The following is a 16,797-nucleotide window of genomic DNA, read 5'->3' on the forward strand; positions in this document are numbered from 1 at the left end:
TACCTATCCAAATTTTGGTTATCTTAGCCATATTGACAGCATACAGATATTTTTTTTGAAAAATAGTTTCTAGTCATTTACTTATCGCAACAAAGTATAAGTTGTGTATCTTATTGGCTTTTGCCATCTATTTTAGAGATTATAAAAAAATCTCTTCATCTGCATACTCATTTGGAAGTATGGTCTAGAATTAAAAATTCGATTTTAAAGACGAATTATTGCACTCATCTATTTTAGATGAGTATACATGTTAATTATATTATATGACAAATTTTAAAGTTGGAATTATTGGTGCTGGCCCCAGCGGGCTAGCTATGCTACGAGCATTTGAATCGGAACAGAAAAAAGGTAATCCCATCCCAGAAATTAAATGCTACGAAAAACAGGACAATTGGGGTGGAATGTGGAACTTTACCTGGCGGACAGGTGTTGGTAAATACGGAGAACCCCTACATGGTAGCATGTACAAATACTTATGGTCTAATGGCCCAAAAGAATGTCTAGAATTTGCTGATTATACATTCACAGAACATTTTGGTCAAACAATATCCTCCTACCCTCCGCGAGAAGTACTTTTTGATTATATCCAGGGACGTATCAATCAAAGCAACGCCAGAGATTACATCCAATTTAATACCGTTGCAAGATGGGTGGATTATATTGAAGACAAAAAACAGTTTAGAGTTATCTTTGATAATCTAAAAAAGAATGAAACTTTTGAAGAATTTTTCGATTATTTAGTTGTTGGTACTGGTCATTTTTCCACCCCTAATCTCCCTTACTTTAAAGGAATAGAGAATTTCCCTGGCGCAGTTATGCATGCACATGATTTTCGAGGTGCTGACCAATTTAAAGATCAGCGCTTACTCCTTATCGGAAGTAGTTATTCCGCTGAAGATATTGGCGTACAATGCTACAAGCACGGAAGTAAATCTGTGACAATAGCTTATAGAACAAGTCCGATTGGCTGCAACTGGCCGGATGGCATAAAGGAGAAAGCAAAATTATCTCATTTTGAAGATAGTATAGCGTACTTCGAAGATGGCAGTCAAGAAGAGTTTGATGCGGTCATATTATGTACGGGCTATCAACATAAATTCCCATTTTTACCTGATAATATGCGATTAAAAACTAATAATTGTCTATATCCAGATGACTTGTTTAAAGGAGTAATCTTTAATCATAATGAACGTCTAATATTTTTAGGAATGCAAGATCAATATTATACTTTCAATATGTTTGATACACAAGCTTGGTTTGCGCGTGATTACATGCTAGGAAAAATCCCGTTGCCACCTAAAAAAGAACGCATTAAAGAAATCAAAAAATGGATGGATGATGAAGCACTTACAAAAACAGGAGAAGATCATGTTGATTTTCAAACAAATTACATCAAAGATCTAATGAGTTATACAAATTACCCAAACTTTAATGTTGACGAAGTGGGCAACATGTTTAAAAATTGGTTAAAGGACAAAGAAAATAATATTTTAAATTATCGAGATCAAATCTATACATCGGTAATAGATGGAACTCAAGCAGAAACTCATCATACAGCATGGATGGATGAACTTGATGATAGCCTTGAGAACTATCTTGAAGAAAGTAAAGAACCTGCTATATCATAAAATTTCTAAACTGATATTTGAATACATTTTAATAAAAGGAGGAAGCTAAAGCTTCCTCCTTTTATTAAAATCAATAGTTATCAAGACTAACATATACGCGTGTCAATCCAAAAATTATCACGCATTTTCAAAATTGATTCTGGAGTGACCCGATTTAAAATATAGGATTGTTGTGCGTTTAAAAGGTCTTTTTGATCCTGTTCATCTTCAACAAAAAGCATTCGCAAAATAGCATCATTTTCCAATGCTTCTATATCAGACTCCACTACTTTTGTATCATTCGAGAGAAACCAATTTTTAGCTTCTTCCTTATTTAAAAATTTTAAATACATTAAACAAGAATCAAACTCTCCTAATTCTTTTACTACTTTTTCTGGATATTGATTTCGAATGTATTCTTCATATAGTTCACGTCTATTATTACGTAAAGCATAATTTCTTATTACCAATCGATGTGGATCACTCTCTATGCTAAATTTTTGAGGATTTTCTAAAAATCCGTAATGCTTATTGTATCGAACAACACGCGCATTCAAACTTTTTTTATCATTCTCCATAAAAATCTCTTCATTACTTATATACATAACAATCAAATGCTTATAGTGTTTAATTATTGTATATAGGAATTCAAAGCAAAGAAATCAACGAATAAATAATATAATTTAAAAACGATTGTCAATACTACTTACAAGGCTCATAAGTAAGGAAAATGACATCTTTTACAAAAAAGTAAATTCACCTTTAAAAACTATTTCTTTATCTACTAAACTATAATTTTCATCATATTCAGCTTGATAAAAAATGACGTAAATTGGTTGTGTTAAATTTGTAACTGATATCAATTTATCTGCTTCCAAAATATCGATTTTGTCAATAGTACGATTCCCTGTCCAGCTTTTAGCAGTACCTTTCGCATTCGGATCAAACCGATGATCTTGAGCTGATGTAAAATACCAGTAACTTGGTACATCGTTACTCAACGTTAAAGTTTGATTTGGATTAAATTGCTCATCTGCCATTCCAGTATTTTCAAACCATGAAACTTCATGATCGATAATTCCCAATGCTGCGAGATAAACGTCCTTATCCAATGTTGCCCCTATTAAAAAGCCTTCCATCCCTTCTGAGTTTAGTTGAAAAGTGAATGGAGATTTAGCAAGTTTATACTGATCAAAAGTGCTGGAGATTATTTCCCCACCTTGGATGATACTAACTTCCAGTTGTTGAGAAAAACCCATTATAGAAGTAAATAATAAGCCCAAAGTCATAATCAATCTATTCATATAAAAAGTGTATAATAAAATTTTAAATTAATAACACAAAGTAAAGTAAATCATAAAAGACTAAAATCCCTGTTTTAAGCTAATTTTACGTTATTACTTAGATTAAAATAAAAAAACACGATTATCACTTAAAAGCTATTTTATAATCTCGTAATTTTAACAATCTTTTTGTACTCTTATTCTGTCTTTGCAAAAACCAAAATAAGTGTCTTTAACACAATACAGCTATTGATGAAATACATTCAACTATTCATTGCGTTTATGTTTGCAGCAAATAACCTATCTGCTCAAAAAAACATTACGATCGGGCAAACTGATCAGATATACTCTACAATTCTCAAAGAAAATAGGACAATAAACATATATCTACCAGAAGGATATCATGTTGCTGATACGATTAAATATCCAATAATTTACATATTAGATGGTGGCATAGAAGAAGATTTTATTCATATAGTTGGAATCGTTCGCTATTATACACAACCCTGGATTGCGCAGTTTCCAAAATCAATTGTTGTCGGTATCGAAAATACGAATAGAAAGAGAGATTTCACATTTGCAGTGTCCAACTTGGACTTCCTGGAAAAAGAAGGTTTTAAAAAAGAGAATTTTCCACAATACGGAAAATCTGGAGCTTACATTTCATTTCTTCAAAAGGAACTACAGCCCTACATGGAAAATAAATATAACGCTAATAAAGACCGTACTGTTATTGGAGAATCATTAGCTGGTCTATTAGCGTCTGAAATACTCTTAAAACAACCTGATTTATTTACTAAATATATTATTATTGCGCCTAGTTTATGGTGGGGAGAGCAAAAGCTCTTATTTGAAACGGCAAATTTATTAAATACTAACATCAAAAAATCACTTAGCGTATATTTAGGAGTTCCAAATAAAGATGAAGATATAAAAATGTATAATGAATCAATAAAGTTTTCACAATCATTAAAGCAAAATAATAATATCAATTTATCATTTGATTACTTACCAACCGAATTACATGCAACGATTGTACACCAGGCAGTATATAATGCTTTCAAAAAATTATACCCTAAAAACTAAATAATATTAAAATCAATTTGTGATTTTTAGACAGTGCTAGTTCGGTTAACTTTCAATTTTTTATAGCAAGTAATATCCTGAAAATATGTTAAATTTACTAGACTTTCAACATCAATACGATAATTGAGAAAGCGTCAATTATAAATTTCATCTCCTAAAAAATCGGTTTATGAATACTATTTTGAGAAATTTATTGGCGATAGTGGCGGGCGTGGTCATTGGCAGTATAGTTAATATGATATTTATTACAATCAGTAGTTCTATCATACCTCCACCAGATGGTGCAGATGTAACCACGACAGAAGGACTAAAAGCATCAATGCATATGTTTGAACCAAAACATTTTGTCTTTCCTTTTTTAGCACATGCCATCGGAACTTTAGTCGGAGCATGTATAACAACTTGGTTAGTCAAAGGGAAAAAACTTAGCTTTGCGTTTATAATAGCTGTCTTTTTCTTAGCAGGTGGTGTAGCAAGTGTCTTTATGCTGCCCTCTCCAATATGGTACACAGTACTAGATTTGACCATAGCTTATATCCCAATGGCATACTTGGGGGGAAAATTGGGATTAAAACTAAAATTACAAAGAAACCACTCCTGAAACTTTTATTATAGTTTTTTTAACAGAAAGAAGTGAGCCTTACTTCATAAACAGCTTATCAAAATACGCTATAACAGCATTTCGAATAATGTGAAAGAATTATTTTGATAATGAGCAGGCATATCAATAGCTTCTTTAATACGAACTACATCAACAATTGTAAAACCACATTTCTCATAATATTGATTCAAGCGCTCATTTCCAGCCGTAGTATCCATTCTAATAAAGAATTTACGCTGCTCTCTGGCCAGATCCTTAACAAACGCTATAATCTTAATAACAAAATTCTGACCTCTAAAAAGTGGGTTTGTAGCGATACGGTGAATATAAATTGCCGGATCTTTGTCTTTCTCTTGCCATATAATAGGATCTGAAGTTGTCAATAAAAAGACACAAGCGATTTGATTATCCAGAACAATCTTATAATGTTGTCCATTTTTTATCTCTTCAAGTACAGCTCGAGCTTCAAATCCTTTCCAATTCACTTTTCCTAAAGCATGTTGATAGGCAATTGCCTGCTCATACAATTCCATATGTACAGACAAGTCGTGAGGAGTACTTTTTTCTATAATCATGCAGTTAAAATATAGTTTTCCTTATAAATATAGAAGATTAAACTACAATATTGTCCATTCATAAGTTTTTTCTGTCACATTATAGTTTTATCTTTGATGCATGACTATTGAAGAACTAAAAGAATATTTTAATACGGTTTCATTACCAAATGAAATACAAATTACCGTGGATATGCATATCTTTGATTTACCTAAATTTCTGCAGGCAAACTTAGCGGCACTTGATCGCTGGAACAGAGAGTTAGAAAAATGTCCTTCCTATGTGCGTTTAATAAACTTAAAGAAAGCTATTGAAAATCAATAAATAAGAACTGTATCATTTTTAAAATTAAAAATCGTGTTATTGTTGCAACAAGCTATGTTGAGTTGCGGTAAAAATATTTCTGAAGACAATGTTCATTTCCTGTTCGCGTTGCGCCGCGACTATCCCGCAACCAGGAAATAATTCCACAGTATTATTTTTAATTACAAACACAAAACTCCGGCTTGCAACTGCGATCTTCTCATAAACATCCCGGTTTTCAAAACCCTGCAATATATTATCCCAAGATTGTTCTGTCAAACAATAAATCTGATTCTTACGTTCATTAAAATCGGATTGCATCTCGTCCAAACGTTTAAACAGATTTTTACCTTTGTCTTTTAACCAATCTGAATCTTGAGATTTTACAATATAATACTTTTCAACAAGATCTATAAATCGGTTATACATCCCAATAAAATTGCTCAGCAAGGTTAATTCCGCAAAAGGAATGAACGGATATTGATAAAGAAAATCAGGCCAGGTACTTTCAGATTCATTAATCAAAAAACTACGAGAGTTTCCCACAAAATGATTTTCAACAGAAAAACTATGGCTAGCCGTGCATTCTAATCCAAAAGTATCCCAATCATAATGAATCAATACATCATCCCGGTCAAAAAAGAACGAATGGATCACTTGCTGACCGTTTTTATCGAGCACAGGTTTACCATCTTCCGTAATGATACAATTTGCGGTAAAATGACTTAAATGCGGAGCTCCAGTAGCATATTTCCAATGGCCATGAATACGATATCCCCCATCCGCTCTTTCTGCATATCCAGATGCACGTCCACTTCCTCCTAAACAAACTGCCGGATTTTGAAAAATTTCTGTTCCTATTTTCGGATCAATAAAACCGACAAATAAATTAGCTCCCGAACATAAAGTTATTGTCCATGCCAAACCACCATCATGATAGGCCAATTCTTCTAAAAATTTCACTCCATCTAAAAGAGTTAATCCCAATCCACCAAGAGATTTCGGAACCCAAATTTTAAACCATTTTTCACTAATTGCCAAATCTAACTGCTTTGCAGTCATCTTTTTTAAAGCAATTGCCTCGTGCTGTTGGTCTTTTATCAGATTAATTTGATCTTGAGTAAGTATCATATGTTAGTTCACGTTTAAGAATTCTCTTCCAGTTAAAATAACCAAAGAAAGCCATCACAAATAAAAATACAGTCAATGCTGCGAATAGTAGTAAATCTTTATGATAAAGCAAAGGGATCGCCATGAGATTACTAATATTTAATAATATCCAATTTTCTATTTTCCGCTTTGCCAGCAACCACATGCCTGCCCATGCAGTACAAGATACCAAGGCATCCCATAGCGGAACATCTGAATCTGTAGCATGTAACAATCCGAAATAGAATACGGTAAATCCTATAATACATATCAATAAGACAATAATCCAGTCCTTACGTGATGCAGTCGATATGATATGTTGATGATTACTATTTTGTTGCCAGTAAATCCAACCATAAATACTCATTAATAAGTAATACATGTTCAAGGCAATTTCACCGTATAGTTTTGCGAAATATAAAACGTAAATGGATATCACAATACCAGAAATACCAAAAAGGTAATTAATAGGTTTATTAGACTTTGCAAACCAAACCTGCAATATACCAAAGCCTACTGCTAGCCATTCTGCGAGGGATGTAGCTTTAACCTGCTGAAAAAAATCGTTTAAAATTTGATTTAACTGCATTTAATATGTGTGTAAAATAAAAACAATACACACTTAGGGAGTCGCTATAAATGCACGATTTGTGAAATTAAAATCCCTACGCCAGCATTATCCGGATCAGGTATATAACAACAATTGCTCACTGTGATGAGCAATTGTTGTTATTGGGTATAATCTCAGCCTGTAACAGTAAATAATACTTCAAGCACCCCATAAGTATGGTGAAAAGAAATTAATCTTTAAAATTCTCTAATTTTAATGCTGTATGCGTACGCTTTCTAGTGGCTTCACACAGTTCAACATTATCATTTAATGATTGCCCATGTGAAGGAATCATTTCACGCAATTTCTTTCGATATTCGTCTGCTTTTGCACGTTCAGGAAAACATCTTTTCAGTAATTTAATCATGATAGCGACAGAAGTCGATGCTCCTGGTGAAGCTCCTAGTAAGGCTGCAATAGAACCATCTGCTGCGGATACAACTTCTGTTCCAAATTCAAGAACACCGCCATGTTTAGCATCTTTTTTGATTACTTGAACACGTTGACCAGCAACCTCAATTTTCCAGTCTTCTAATTTTGCCGTAGGCATAAACTGCTTCAAAGCATCCAATTTATCTTTTGGACTCTTCATCACCTCAGAAATCAAATATTTAGTCAAATCCATATTATCCCGACCTACGGATAACATCGGTTTAATATTCGACAACTTAATCGATGCAGGTAAATCAAAGTAAGAACCTTGTTTTAAGAATTTAGTAGAAAAACCAGCATATGGACCAAATAATAAGGCCTGCTTACCATCAATATAGCGTGTATCAAGATGTGGAACAGACATCGGAGGAGCACCGATAGATGCTTTACCATATACTTTAGCGTTATGATCTCTAATAACATCCTCATTCACACAACGTAACCACTGTCCACCAACTGGAAAACCACCATATCCTTTTGATTCGGGAATTCCAGATTTCTCTAACAGCAATAAAGAATGTCCACCAGCACCAATGAATACAAATTTAGCATTAATTGTTCTTTTCTCTCCAGTTTTCAAATCCTTAACTTCCAACTCCCAAGTGCCATTGTCATTGCGTTCAATGTCGCGGACTTCTTGTGTAAGATGTAATGTAATATTATCTTTTGCATCTAGATGTTGTACCAAATCACGCGTTAGAGCGCCAAAGTTCACATCAGTTCCTAAGATCATTTTCGTGGCCGCAATTTTATCATCAGCAGGACGACCTTTCATCATAAGTGGAATCCACTCATTCAAAACAGCTTTATCTTCGGTATATTCCATGCCTTTAAACAAGTTATTCTTGGATAGTGCATCATATCTTTTACGAAGAAAATCAATATCTTTTTCGCCAAAAACAGCACTCATATGAGGTACTGAGCGAATAAAATCTTCAGGTTTTGTTATGACCCCTTTATCAACTAAATAGGTCCAAAATTGTTTGGAAACCTCAAATTGTTCTGCAATGCTGATTGCTTTATCAATTTTTACAGAACCATCCGCTTGTTGTGGGGTATAATTCAACTCACATAATGCAGAGTGACCAGTTCCAGCATTATTCCATGCATCCGAACTCTCTGCTGCAACAACATCCAAGCGCTCTAAAATCTCTATTTTAATATCTGGGCTTAACTCATTGATAAGTGTGCCCAAAGTTGCGCTCATGATACCTGCGCCAATTAAAACGACGTCTACCTCTTTGGTATTTTTTGTTTTTTTACTCATGTCTTCGTGATTGATGCAAATTTAATATAGATTTTTATATTAACGCAATCCTTTTGTCAAAAAACTGTACTTTTTAAAATCACTTATTCAAAAATACCATACTATTATTAAGAATTCCCTAACACAGCCATTTTTATGTATAGCTGCCCACATTACCATAGTAGTATTATAAGATCCTGAGGAATGTTAATTCAAATTATTATTTAGAATTAACGAATTAAATTGATCCGAGTGTTGCGATTGTAGTATACTTTTAACATTTTTGCAAGCACCCTTATTACATATAATACATAAGAATGAAACTACTTGAAGGAAAAACAGCTCTAATTACTGGAGCATCAAAAGGAATAGGAAGAAAAATTGCTGAAGTATTTGCCCAAAACGGTGCAAATGTAGCATTCACATATTTATCATCTGTGGAAAAAGGCCAAGCTTTAGAGCAAGAACTTCAGGCTTTTGGAACTACTGTAAAAGGCTATCGTTCAGATGCATCAAAATTTGATGAGGCTGAAAAACTCATCAATGATATTGTTTCAGATTTTGGAACTATTGATGTGGTTGTTAATAATGCTGGAATAACAAAAGATGGTTTGTTAATGCGCATGACTGAGGAAAACTGGGATGATGTGATCAATGTAAATTTAAAATCAGTATTCAATGTCACTAAAGCAGCTTCTAAAATCATGATGAAAAACCGTAAAGGATCTTTCATCAATATGAGTTCAGTAGTAGGTATACAAGGAAATGCTGGTCAAGCTAATTATGCAGCTTCTAAAGCTGGTATTATTGGTTTCTCTAAATCAGTGGCAAAAGAATTAGGCTCAAGAAATATTAGATCAAACGTAGTTGCTCCAGGTTTTATACGCACAGAAATGACCGATATTTTAGATCCTAAAATTGTTGCTGGATGGGAAGCTGGTATTCCTATGAAACGCGCAGGTCAAGCAGAAGATGTTGCAAATGCATGTCTATTTCTTGCATCGGACCTTTCAACATATGTCACAGGACAAGTATTGCCTGTAGATGGTGGTATGGTATAATATATATATAATACATATAAAAAAGGTTCTTGAGCTGATCAAGAACCTTTTTTATTATAGAAGTTTTTATATGTCTATATTTGCACTGAAATTTTAATCTTATGAACTGGAATCGGGTATTTGCTATTCAAAATGAAACAGAATTTAATGAAATTTGCTTGGAAACTTTTCATTTTCAAATGGAAAACACAAGCATTTACAGACAGTATGTGCAATATCTAAATAAGAAAATTCATACAATAGATCATTACACGAAAATTCCGTTTCTCCCAATCGAACTATTCAAATCTCAAGAAATTATAGCTGACAATTTCAGTCCTGAAATTGTATTCACAAGCTCAGGTACAACAGGAATCACCACAAGTAAGCATCTGGTGGCTAAAAAAGAAGTATATGAAGAAAGCTTTCGCACTGCTTTTGAACAATTTTATGGAAAAATAGACAACATTGCCATTTTGGCGCTACTTCCATCCTATTTAGAACGAACAGGCTCTTCATTGATCTACATGATCAATGATTTAATGCAACATAGTCAACAACCCGAAAGTGACTATTTTTTATACAATCATGAAGAACTTTATCAAACCCTTATAAAATTAAAAGCAAGAGGCACAAAAACCTTGCTATTCGGTGTGACATTTGCACTTCTTGATTTTATTGAAAAATATGAATTGACATTTCCGGAGTTAATCATTATGGAAACTGGGGGAATGAAAGGAAAACGTAAAGAAATGGTCCGTGAGGAAATTCATGATTTATTATGTAAAAGCTTTCAAGTTCCAGGAATACATTCGGAATATGGAATGACAGAATTGCTATCACAGGGCTATTCATATGGTAACGGGATATTCAGACACCCCAACTGGATGAAGATCTTAATTCGGGAAACAAATGATCCGCTAACTCTTGCTGAAAATAAAAAAACAGGCGCTATCAATGTTATTGACTTAGCAAATCGATATTCGTGTTCTTTTATTGCAACCCAAGACCTCGGAAAAATTTACGATGATGGATCTTTTGAAGTCTTAGGTCGCTTTGATCAAAGTGATATACGTGGTTGTAATCTTCTCGTCCAATAAGTTTTATTTTAAGCTGGGATCTTGAAAGGTATTTCCAGCTTGCATATCACCAGAATCATAACCTTTCTTAAACCAAGCTCGTCTTTGAGCTGAGGTACCATGTGTAAAAGAATCGGGTACCGCATAGCCTTGAGCTTGTGTTTGTAATTTATCATCTCCAACTGCTTCAGCTGCCGCCATACCATCTAAAATATCATTATAGTCAATCTCGATATCAGATAATTTATTAACATGATGTGCCCAAACTCCTGCATAAAAATCAGCTTGCAACTCGGTCATGACAGAAATTTTATTATTTTCAACTTCACTTAATTTTCCCCTCATGCTGTTTGTCTGAGGTAAAAGTCCCACTAATTGTTGTATATGATGTCCTACTTCATGTGCTATTACATAAGCCAGAGCAAACTCACCTTTAGCACCAAATTTGGTCGTCAACTCTTGATTAAAAGTTAAATCTAAATAGATTTTATGATCTCCAGGACAGTAAAAAGGTCCGTAAGATGCTTTTCCTATTCCGCAACCATTGGTTTCGGTACCTCCATCATAAACAACTAAATTTGTAGGTTCATAATTTTTACCAAGCTGAGTCTTAAAAAGATTTGTCCACACATCCTCAGTACTTGATAAAACGATACGCGAAAAGTCTGTTAATTTAGCCTCCTCTGCACTAATTTCCCGTGGCTGTCCAGTCTGCTCCGTCCCCGTCATATTTTGAGCCTGCTGTAATAATTGAGATGGATCTCCTCCCATTAAAAAACCAATTATTAAAACAATAATCCCACCTACACCGCCCAAAGTTAATTTTTGACCACCTGACATTCCTCTCCTATCTTCGAAGTTGTCACTTTTTCTACCTCCTTGCCATTTCATATTGATATCATTTAAGTTAGTTTCAATTAATATTAAATAAGATACGCATTTTATCGTGTACAGCATCGCAAATTATATTCCAATTATTAAGCATTTTTTGATTTGTTATGTTAACCTTTTATAATTTAGAATTATAAATATTCATTATGTTTGCACCTAAATCATTTGCAACTTATCCAAAATTTAAATGAAACTAGAAAATCAACTATTCGAGAGAGCGGGAAATAAATGTGAATTGAGTCAAGCAACTGATAATTTAACATTATATACATTGCCCCCTGACTTACAAGCTACAGCTGAAAACACGATTGTTGTTTGTCAGAAATGTGCCGATCAGTTAAATAAAACAACACAATTAGAAGCTGAATATTGGAAATTCCTGCCCGATACCATGTGGTCTGAAGTACCAGCAGTACAGGTAGCTGCGTGGCGCATGTTAAATCGTTTAAAAAACGAGGGTTGGGCTTCTGATGCGTTAGATATTTTGTATCTGGATGAAGAAACATTAGAATGGGCAAAACAAACAGGAGATCATGAAAATGATGGATATGTCGAGTTTCATTTAGATAGTATCGGTCAACAATTATTTGAAGGGGATTCTGTAGTCCTTACGAAAACATTGGATGTAAAAGGATCATCTATCCGGGCGACTTTAGGTACAGTCGTGAAGAATATTAGACTTGTGTTCGATAATACAGAACAAATTGAAGGAAAAATCGATGGTCAGACGATTGTGATTTTAACAAAATATTTAAGAAAGCAAAACTAAAAAAATAAGGCTACAATTTGATTGTAGCCTTATTTTTTATTTCTGTTTCGGATAATCACGCATATGCGCAAATTCGTAATTTGGATGTAACTTCAGACTATCGATTAAATCACTTAACATTTTCTGTGCTTTTCTTGTCTGAAACATATCATCATGCATCAACAGAACAACGTTATTCTTCGAAAATGAGGTGCCGTTACGTAATCTATTATTTATCTGACGATATATAAAACTCACCGATTCGACTGGCATACCAGAAGGTTTACCCTTTTTCCATTCACAGTCCCATCCCATAGAGCGGTAACCATTTTGATATAATAGATCGGCAGTACTTGAACCACTTTGCATATCAATACGTTTACGATCTGCAAAGTACCAAATATTACGTCCTGGTAGACGGACAATCTTATGTTTAAGATTCAGTTCTTTTTCATTTTTATCAAAGTCCTCATACGCTGATTCTGCGTTGCTATAAAAATAAGTAAACTTATTATTTGCATGATTGTAACTGTGATTATAACAATCCACCAGCGGATTGTTCATATAACGTTCATAATATTTATGCAAACCCTTACTCATTCGGTCATGCTTTCCAATTAAAAAAGCATTAATCTTTATATTCTTAGCTGTAGCTATTGAATCAATAAATTGACTGCCATTTAAAGGTCCATCATCAAAAGTCAAATAAATATAACGAGGAGACACAGAGTCGGTTAATAATTTCGCCGTATCAACTTCATGATGAAGAATACTCTTTTTACCCTTTACAGCAATTGTATCCTTTTTAATCTCTTTCTCGACAGTATCTTTATTTAAATCATCGATATCATCTATACTATCAACAGTTCCAATAGTAACCGAATCTGTCTTTTTACTCCCACCTTCATTGCACGATTGTAATGCAAGAGATGTTACCGATAATAATCCAAGGAACAACCCCAGATTGAATGCTTTCTTCATGTTATAATTCACTATTAACCCTACACATAAACCACTAAAGCTGCTATTTGATAGCTAATGATTTAAACGATGTAAAAGTAAGATTAAATTTAACAGAAATCCAATTTTATGAAACCTTTTTTCTTTTGGAATAAAAACATTTTTTCATCAAATGAGTTATATTATACTATTTGATCAAAGAAAATGCTTTCAAACCTTCATTTAAATAGGCCAGATAAGTAGTAGCATCATAATCAGCACCTTTTGGTTTAACCAAAACCTGACGGTTTGCAGGATTCATAAGCACATAAAAAGGTTGTGAATTGGATTCAAACTGACTCGATTGTAAATAACTCCACTTACTTCCAATTGTCTTCAACAATTTTCCCGAACTCGTTTTGTGTTGATCTTCAACAGCAAGCTCAGTGCGGTCATCAACATACAGTTGGATGATAACGACATGATCTGTTAAAAAAGAGCGGACTTGAGGATCTGTCCAAACAGTAGCTTCCATTTTCCTACAATTTACACAAGCATGGCCTGTAAAATCAAGCATAACCATTTTATGATGGGTTTTGGCATATTGTAAACCCTCCTCGTAATCAAAAAACACATTTAAGCCAAGCGGTGCATGAAATAAATCTGAATATTTGCGTTTAGAAACGTCTGTTACATGCGATCCACTAATCAATGAGCCTTGATTTAAATCAAAGTCCTGCGTGCTTTGTGGTGGTAAAAAAGCAGATATTGATTTTAAAGGAGCACCCCATAATCCAGGAATCATGTATACCGTAAATGATAGTACAATAATAGCTATGAAAGTACGGATTACTGACAAATGTGGCAGATTACTGTCATGAGAAAATTTGATTTTTCCAAGTAAATACAGTCCCATTAAACCAAATATAACAATCCATAAAGACAAAAAGACTTCACGGTCGAACCAGTTCCAGTGATAAGCTAAATCAACATTAGAAAGAAATTTCAATGCAAATGCCAATTCTAAAAATCCTAAAACAACTTTAACACTGTTAAGCCAACCACCTGATTTAGGCATGGCTTTCATAGCACTAGGAAATAATGCAAAAAGAGCAAAAGGTATAGCTAATGCAAAAGAAAATCCAAACATACCTACAGCCGGACCTAACAAAGCTCCACTTGTAGCTGCCTGTACCAATAAAGTTCCGATAATAGGTCCAGTACAAGAAAAAGATACTAAAGCTAAAGTTGCTGCCATAAAGAATATACCAGCCCATCCGCCTTTATCAGATTTTGCATCCATCTTATTTACCCATGAACTTGGTAAATTAATTTCAAATGCCCCCAAAAAAGAAGCTCCAAAAGCAACCAGCATCAAGAAAAAGAAAAAATTAAAGACACCGTTCGTTGATAATGCATTAAGGGCATCCGAACCAAAAATCATCGTTACCGCTAAACCAAGCACAACATAAATAACTATGATTGAAATACCATAAAACAAAGCACGAATAAAAGATTGCGATTTATTTTGATTTCCCTTTGTGAAGAAACTGACTGTGAGCGGTAACATGGGGAAAATACAAGGCATTAATAGGGCAGTAAAACCACCTAATAATCCTGCTAAAAATATTCCAAGTAGAGATTCACTACTTGCATGCTCTTCTGTTGTAATTACAGCCGTAGTTTTCTTATGATTCTGTCCAGTATCAACAACCACAGAATCAGTCGAAACTTCAGAAATACCACCATCAACGAACTCCAGTTCGTCCATCTTAAGTAAAGTATCTGCCTCCTGAGCGTGCGCAAAAGCTGGAAGAAGAACTATTAAAAGTAATAATTTTATGATAAAACTTTTCATAAATAATTAAATTATTATGCCGAGTGACAGGTTACAAATTGGTTAAACCTAATTACAATGGGAGAAATCCCATTGTAATAGATTCTATTTAAAATAAACATAGTGCCTAATATGCGATTAGGCTGAAACAAACTTTATATCGATTCAGTATTAAAAAGAGATTTTGCTAACCTACTGATAGGTTTAAATCCAGTGAAAGAGAGATCTGTTGAAATATATCCAGCTGCTACAGGTTGTTCTCTTACTAGATCTGTACTCAAATATTTCTTATTATCGTCGCACAATAAGGTGACAACAACAGCTTCTTTCCCTAATTGCTCTTTTAATTTAATTGCTCCAATCACATTCGCTCCTGAAGAAATCCCTACGGCCAAGCCCAATTCTTTTGCTAATTTTTGGGCCATTATAATAGAATCACCATCTGAAGCAGAAACGATTTCATCCAACTCGTCCATTTTCACAATAGCCGGAATAAATTCATCTGATATACCTTGAATACGATGCGAGCCAACCTTATATCCGGTTGACATCGTAGGACTTTCAGCGGGTTCCAAAGGATGAATCTTTACATGAGGATTTAAGCTACGAAGATGACGGCCTACTCCCATAACCGTTCCTCCTGTGCCTACACCAGCAACAAAAGCATCTGCAACTAAACCTTGTGAGGCTAACTGTAAACCAATTTCACGACCAGTCGTTAATTCATGAGCTTCGGCATTGAATTGATTTTCAAACTGTCTGGGCAAAAACACCCCTCCTTGCTGCGCTAGTTTCTTACTTAATTCAATACTCCCCAAAAAACCACCGTCTTCTTTACTAACCAACTGAATATCTGCACCCATACTTTTTATAATATCGATGCGTTCTTTACTCAACCAATTGGGCATAATAATTTTCACTTGATGTCCTAAAGCTTTACCAATAGCAGAAAAAGAAATACCAGTATTACCGCTAGTAGCTTCTATAATAACATCGTCAGGCTGAATTTGACAATTCATGTAAGCTTTATACATAATATATAGCGCCATACGGTCTTTGATACTCCCTGTAAGATTATAATTTTCGCATTTCACATAAATCCTCCCAGCTTTCCCTTTATATGAGTATTGTAGCTCCAGCATAGGCGTATTTCCTACTAAACACCATAAATGTTTAAATCTACTATCAAGCTCGGGTGACAAACATTTACTAAACATCAATTCGTTATTCATGATTTATTATTTTAAACAATATCAGTCGACAATCATTCGAAGACCTAACATTATCAGCAAAATTGACATAAAACAAAATAATATTCACTACATAATGATTAAATCAGTAAATTTTATCTAAATAATGATATATTTAAGAAATATTACAGAATCAACCAA

Annotated in this window: 17 protein-coding genes; 7 read left to right on the forward strand and 10 right to left on the reverse strand. The window is 34.0% G+C overall.

All coding sequences use genetic code 11. The features are described from left to right. The first annotated feature begins 263 nt into the window (after positions 1-263). Positions 264-1,628, forward strand: a complete 1,365-nt coding sequence (locus FHR29_RS12220; RefSeq protein ID WP_183914975.1) for an NAD(P)-binding domain-containing protein — start codon at positions 264-266, stop codon at positions 1,626-1,628. An 86-nt stretch (positions 1,629-1,714) separates the two neighbouring features. On the opposite strand, the gene FHR29_RS12225 is transcribed toward FHR29_RS12220, so the two are convergent. Both FHR29_RS12225 and FHR29_RS12230 read right to left on the reverse strand, forming a co-directional pair. Further along, on the reverse strand, positions 1,715-2,212 hold the full coding sequence (locus FHR29_RS12225) for a hypothetical protein (RefSeq protein ID WP_183914977.1): 498 nt from the start codon (positions 2,210-2,212) through the stop codon (positions 1,715-1,717). Between the two features lie 135 nt (positions 2,213-2,347). After that, entirely contained in the window at positions 2,348-2,911 is a 564-nt protein-coding gene (locus tag FHR29_RS12230; protein ID WP_183914979.1) for a hypothetical protein, read from the reverse strand. 231 nt (positions 2,912-3,142) lie between these two features. Between FHR29_RS12230 and FHR29_RS12235 the strand changes: the two genes are divergently transcribed. Both FHR29_RS12235 and FHR29_RS12240 read left to right on the forward strand, forming a co-directional pair. After that, positions 3,143-3,976, forward strand: coding sequence for an alpha/beta hydrolase (locus FHR29_RS12235; RefSeq protein ID WP_183914981.1), 834 nt, complete (start codon positions 3,143-3,145; stop codon positions 3,974-3,976). 169 nt (positions 3,977-4,145) lie between these two features. Then, a complete protein-coding gene (locus FHR29_RS12240; protein ID WP_183914983.1) occupies positions 4,146-4,577 on the forward strand; it encodes a hypothetical protein in 432 nt (143 codons plus the stop codon). 68 nt (positions 4,578-4,645) lie between these two features. On the opposite strand, the gene FHR29_RS12245 is transcribed toward FHR29_RS12240, so the two are convergent. Next, positions 4,646-5,152, reverse strand: a complete 507-nt coding sequence (locus FHR29_RS12245) for an N-acetyltransferase (RefSeq protein ID WP_183914985.1) — start codon at positions 5,150-5,152, stop codon at positions 4,646-4,648. A 100-nt stretch (positions 5,153-5,252) separates the two neighbouring features. Between FHR29_RS12245 and FHR29_RS12250 the strand changes: the two genes are divergently transcribed. Further along, entirely contained in the window at positions 5,253-5,456 is a 204-nt protein-coding gene (locus tag FHR29_RS12250) for a DUF6965 family protein (protein ID WP_021190787.1), read from the forward strand. A 36-nt stretch (positions 5,457-5,492) separates the two neighbouring features. On the opposite strand, the gene FHR29_RS12255 is transcribed toward FHR29_RS12250, so the two are convergent. The 3 genes from FHR29_RS12255 to FHR29_RS12265 all read right to left on the reverse strand — a co-directional run bounded on the left by FHR29_RS12255 (position 5,493) and on the right by FHR29_RS12265 (position 8,893). Next, complete coding sequence (locus tag FHR29_RS12255) at positions 5,493-6,566, reverse strand: acyl-CoA dehydrogenase (protein ID WP_183914987.1); 1,074 nt, start codon at positions 6,564-6,566, stop codon at positions 5,493-5,495. Further along, positions 6,541-7,173: a nicotinamide riboside transporter PnuC gene (gene pnuC, locus FHR29_RS12260; protein WP_183914988.1), complete on the reverse strand. Its 633-nt coding sequence runs from the start codon at positions 7,171-7,173 to the stop codon at positions 6,541-6,543. Before pnuC ends, FHR29_RS12255 begins: the two co-directional genes overlap by 26 nt. A 211-nt stretch (positions 7,174-7,384) precedes the next feature. Further along, positions 7,385-8,893: a malate:quinone oxidoreductase gene (locus FHR29_RS12265; protein ID WP_132845402.1), complete on the reverse strand. Its 1,509-nt coding sequence runs from the start codon at positions 8,891-8,893 to the stop codon at positions 7,385-7,387. A 296-nt stretch (positions 8,894-9,189) separates the two neighbouring features. On the opposite strand from FHR29_RS12265, the gene fabG reads away from it, so the two are divergent. Together fabG and FHR29_RS12275 are read left to right on the forward strand one after the other, a co-directional pair. Beyond that, on the forward strand, positions 9,190-9,933 hold the full coding sequence (gene fabG / locus FHR29_RS12270; protein WP_132772767.1) for a 3-oxoacyl-[acyl-carrier-protein] reductase: 744 nt from the start codon (positions 9,190-9,192) through the stop codon (positions 9,931-9,933). A gap of 101 nt (positions 9,934-10,034) precedes the next feature. Beyond that, positions 10,035-11,012, forward strand: coding sequence for an acyl transferase (locus FHR29_RS12275; protein WP_183914989.1), 978 nt, complete (start codon positions 10,035-10,037; stop codon positions 11,010-11,012). A 3-nt stretch (positions 11,013-11,015) separates the two neighbouring features. Here FHR29_RS12275 and FHR29_RS12280 read toward each other — a convergent pair whose 3' ends face one another. Further along, positions 11,016-11,882, reverse strand: coding sequence for a neutral zinc metallopeptidase (locus FHR29_RS12280; protein ID WP_183914990.1), 867 nt, complete (start codon positions 11,880-11,882; stop codon positions 11,016-11,018). 187 nt (positions 11,883-12,069) lie between these two features. Between FHR29_RS12280 and FHR29_RS12285 the strand changes: the two genes are divergently transcribed. Beyond that, positions 12,070-12,651 (forward strand): alkylphosphonate utilization protein, encoded by a 582-nt coding sequence (locus FHR29_RS12285; protein WP_132845397.1) that lies wholly within the window; start codon positions 12,070-12,072, stop codon positions 12,649-12,651. Positions 12,652-12,687: 36 nt separating this feature from the next. Here FHR29_RS12285 and FHR29_RS12290 read toward each other — a convergent pair whose 3' ends face one another. From FHR29_RS12290 to FHR29_RS12300, 3 genes are all read right to left on the reverse strand, one after another. Then, a complete protein-coding gene (locus tag FHR29_RS12290; protein ID WP_132772798.1) occupies positions 12,688-13,611 on the reverse strand; it encodes a polysaccharide deacetylase family protein in 924 nt (307 codons plus the stop codon). Between the two features lie 166 nt (positions 13,612-13,777). Then, positions 13,778-15,427 (reverse strand): protein-disulfide reductase DsbD, encoded by a 1,650-nt coding sequence (locus tag FHR29_RS12295; RefSeq protein ID WP_183914991.1) that lies wholly within the window; start codon positions 15,425-15,427, stop codon positions 13,778-13,780. Between the two features lie 134 nt (positions 15,428-15,561). Further along, entirely contained in the window at positions 15,562-16,638 is a 1,077-nt protein-coding gene (locus FHR29_RS12300; protein ID WP_183914992.1) for a PLP-dependent cysteine synthase family protein, read from the reverse strand. Between the last annotated feature and the right edge of the window lie 159 nt (positions 16,639-16,797).

Origin of the sequence: Sphingobacterium sp. JUb56, assembly GCF_014191365.1 — a bacterium.
GTDB classification, from domain to species: Bacteria; Bacteroidota; Bacteroidia; order Sphingobacteriales; family Sphingobacteriaceae; genus Sphingobacterium; species Sphingobacterium anhuiense.

Coding starts and splice junctions, on each gene's coding strand:
- FHR29_RS12300 (WP_183914992.1), bottom strand. CDS start 16,638: ATGAATAACGAATTGATGTTTAGTAAATGTTTGTCACCCGAGCTTGAT.
- FHR29_RS12285 (WP_132845397.1), top strand. CDS start 12,070: ATGAAACTAGAAAATCAACTATTCGAGAGAGCGGGAAATAAATGTGAA.
- FHR29_RS12230 (WP_183914979.1), bottom strand. CDS start 2,911: ATGAATAGATTGATTATGACTTTGGGCTTATTATTTACTTCTATAATG.
- pnuC (WP_183914988.1), bottom strand. CDS start 7,173: ATGCAGTTAAATCAAATTTTAAACGATTTTTTTCAGCAGGTTAAAGCT.
- FHR29_RS12255 (WP_183914987.1), bottom strand. CDS start 6,566: ATGATACTTACTCAAGATCAAATTAATCTGATAAAAGACCAACAGCAC.
- FHR29_RS12220 (WP_183914975.1), top strand. CDS start 264: ATGACAAATTTTAAAGTTGGAATTATTGGTGCTGGCCCCAGCGGGCTA.
- FHR29_RS12290 (WP_132772798.1), bottom strand. CDS start 13,611: ATGAAGAAAGCATTCAATCTGGGGTTGTTCCTTGGATTATTATCGGTA.
- FHR29_RS12245 (WP_183914985.1), bottom strand. CDS start 5,152: ATGATTATAGAAAAAAGTACTCCTCACGACTTGTCTGTACATATGGAA.
- FHR29_RS12250 (WP_021190787.1), top strand. CDS start 5,253: ATGACTATTGAAGAACTAAAAGAATATTTTAATACGGTTTCATTACCA.
- FHR29_RS12225 (WP_183914977.1), bottom strand. CDS start 2,212: ATGTATATAAGTAATGAAGAGATTTTTATGGAGAATGATAAAAAAAGT.
- FHR29_RS12295 (WP_183914991.1), bottom strand. CDS start 15,427: ATGAAAAGTTTTATCATAAAATTATTACTTTTAATAGTTCTTCTTCCA.
- FHR29_RS12240 (WP_183914983.1), top strand. CDS start 4,146: ATGAATACTATTTTGAGAAATTTATTGGCGATAGTGGCGGGCGTGGTC.
- FHR29_RS12275 (WP_183914989.1), top strand. CDS start 10,035: ATGAACTGGAATCGGGTATTTGCTATTCAAAATGAAACAGAATTTAAT.
- FHR29_RS12265 (WP_132845402.1), bottom strand. CDS start 8,893: ATGAGTAAAAAAACAAAAAATACCAAAGAGGTAGACGTCGTTTTAATT.
- FHR29_RS12235 (WP_183914981.1), top strand. CDS start 3,143: ATGAAATACATTCAACTATTCATTGCGTTTATGTTTGCAGCAAATAAC.
- fabG (WP_132772767.1), top strand. CDS start 9,190: ATGAAACTACTTGAAGGAAAAACAGCTCTAATTACTGGAGCATCAAAA.
- FHR29_RS12280 (WP_183914990.1), bottom strand. CDS start 11,882: ATGAAATGGCAAGGAGGTAGAAAAAGTGACAACTTCGAAGATAGGAGA.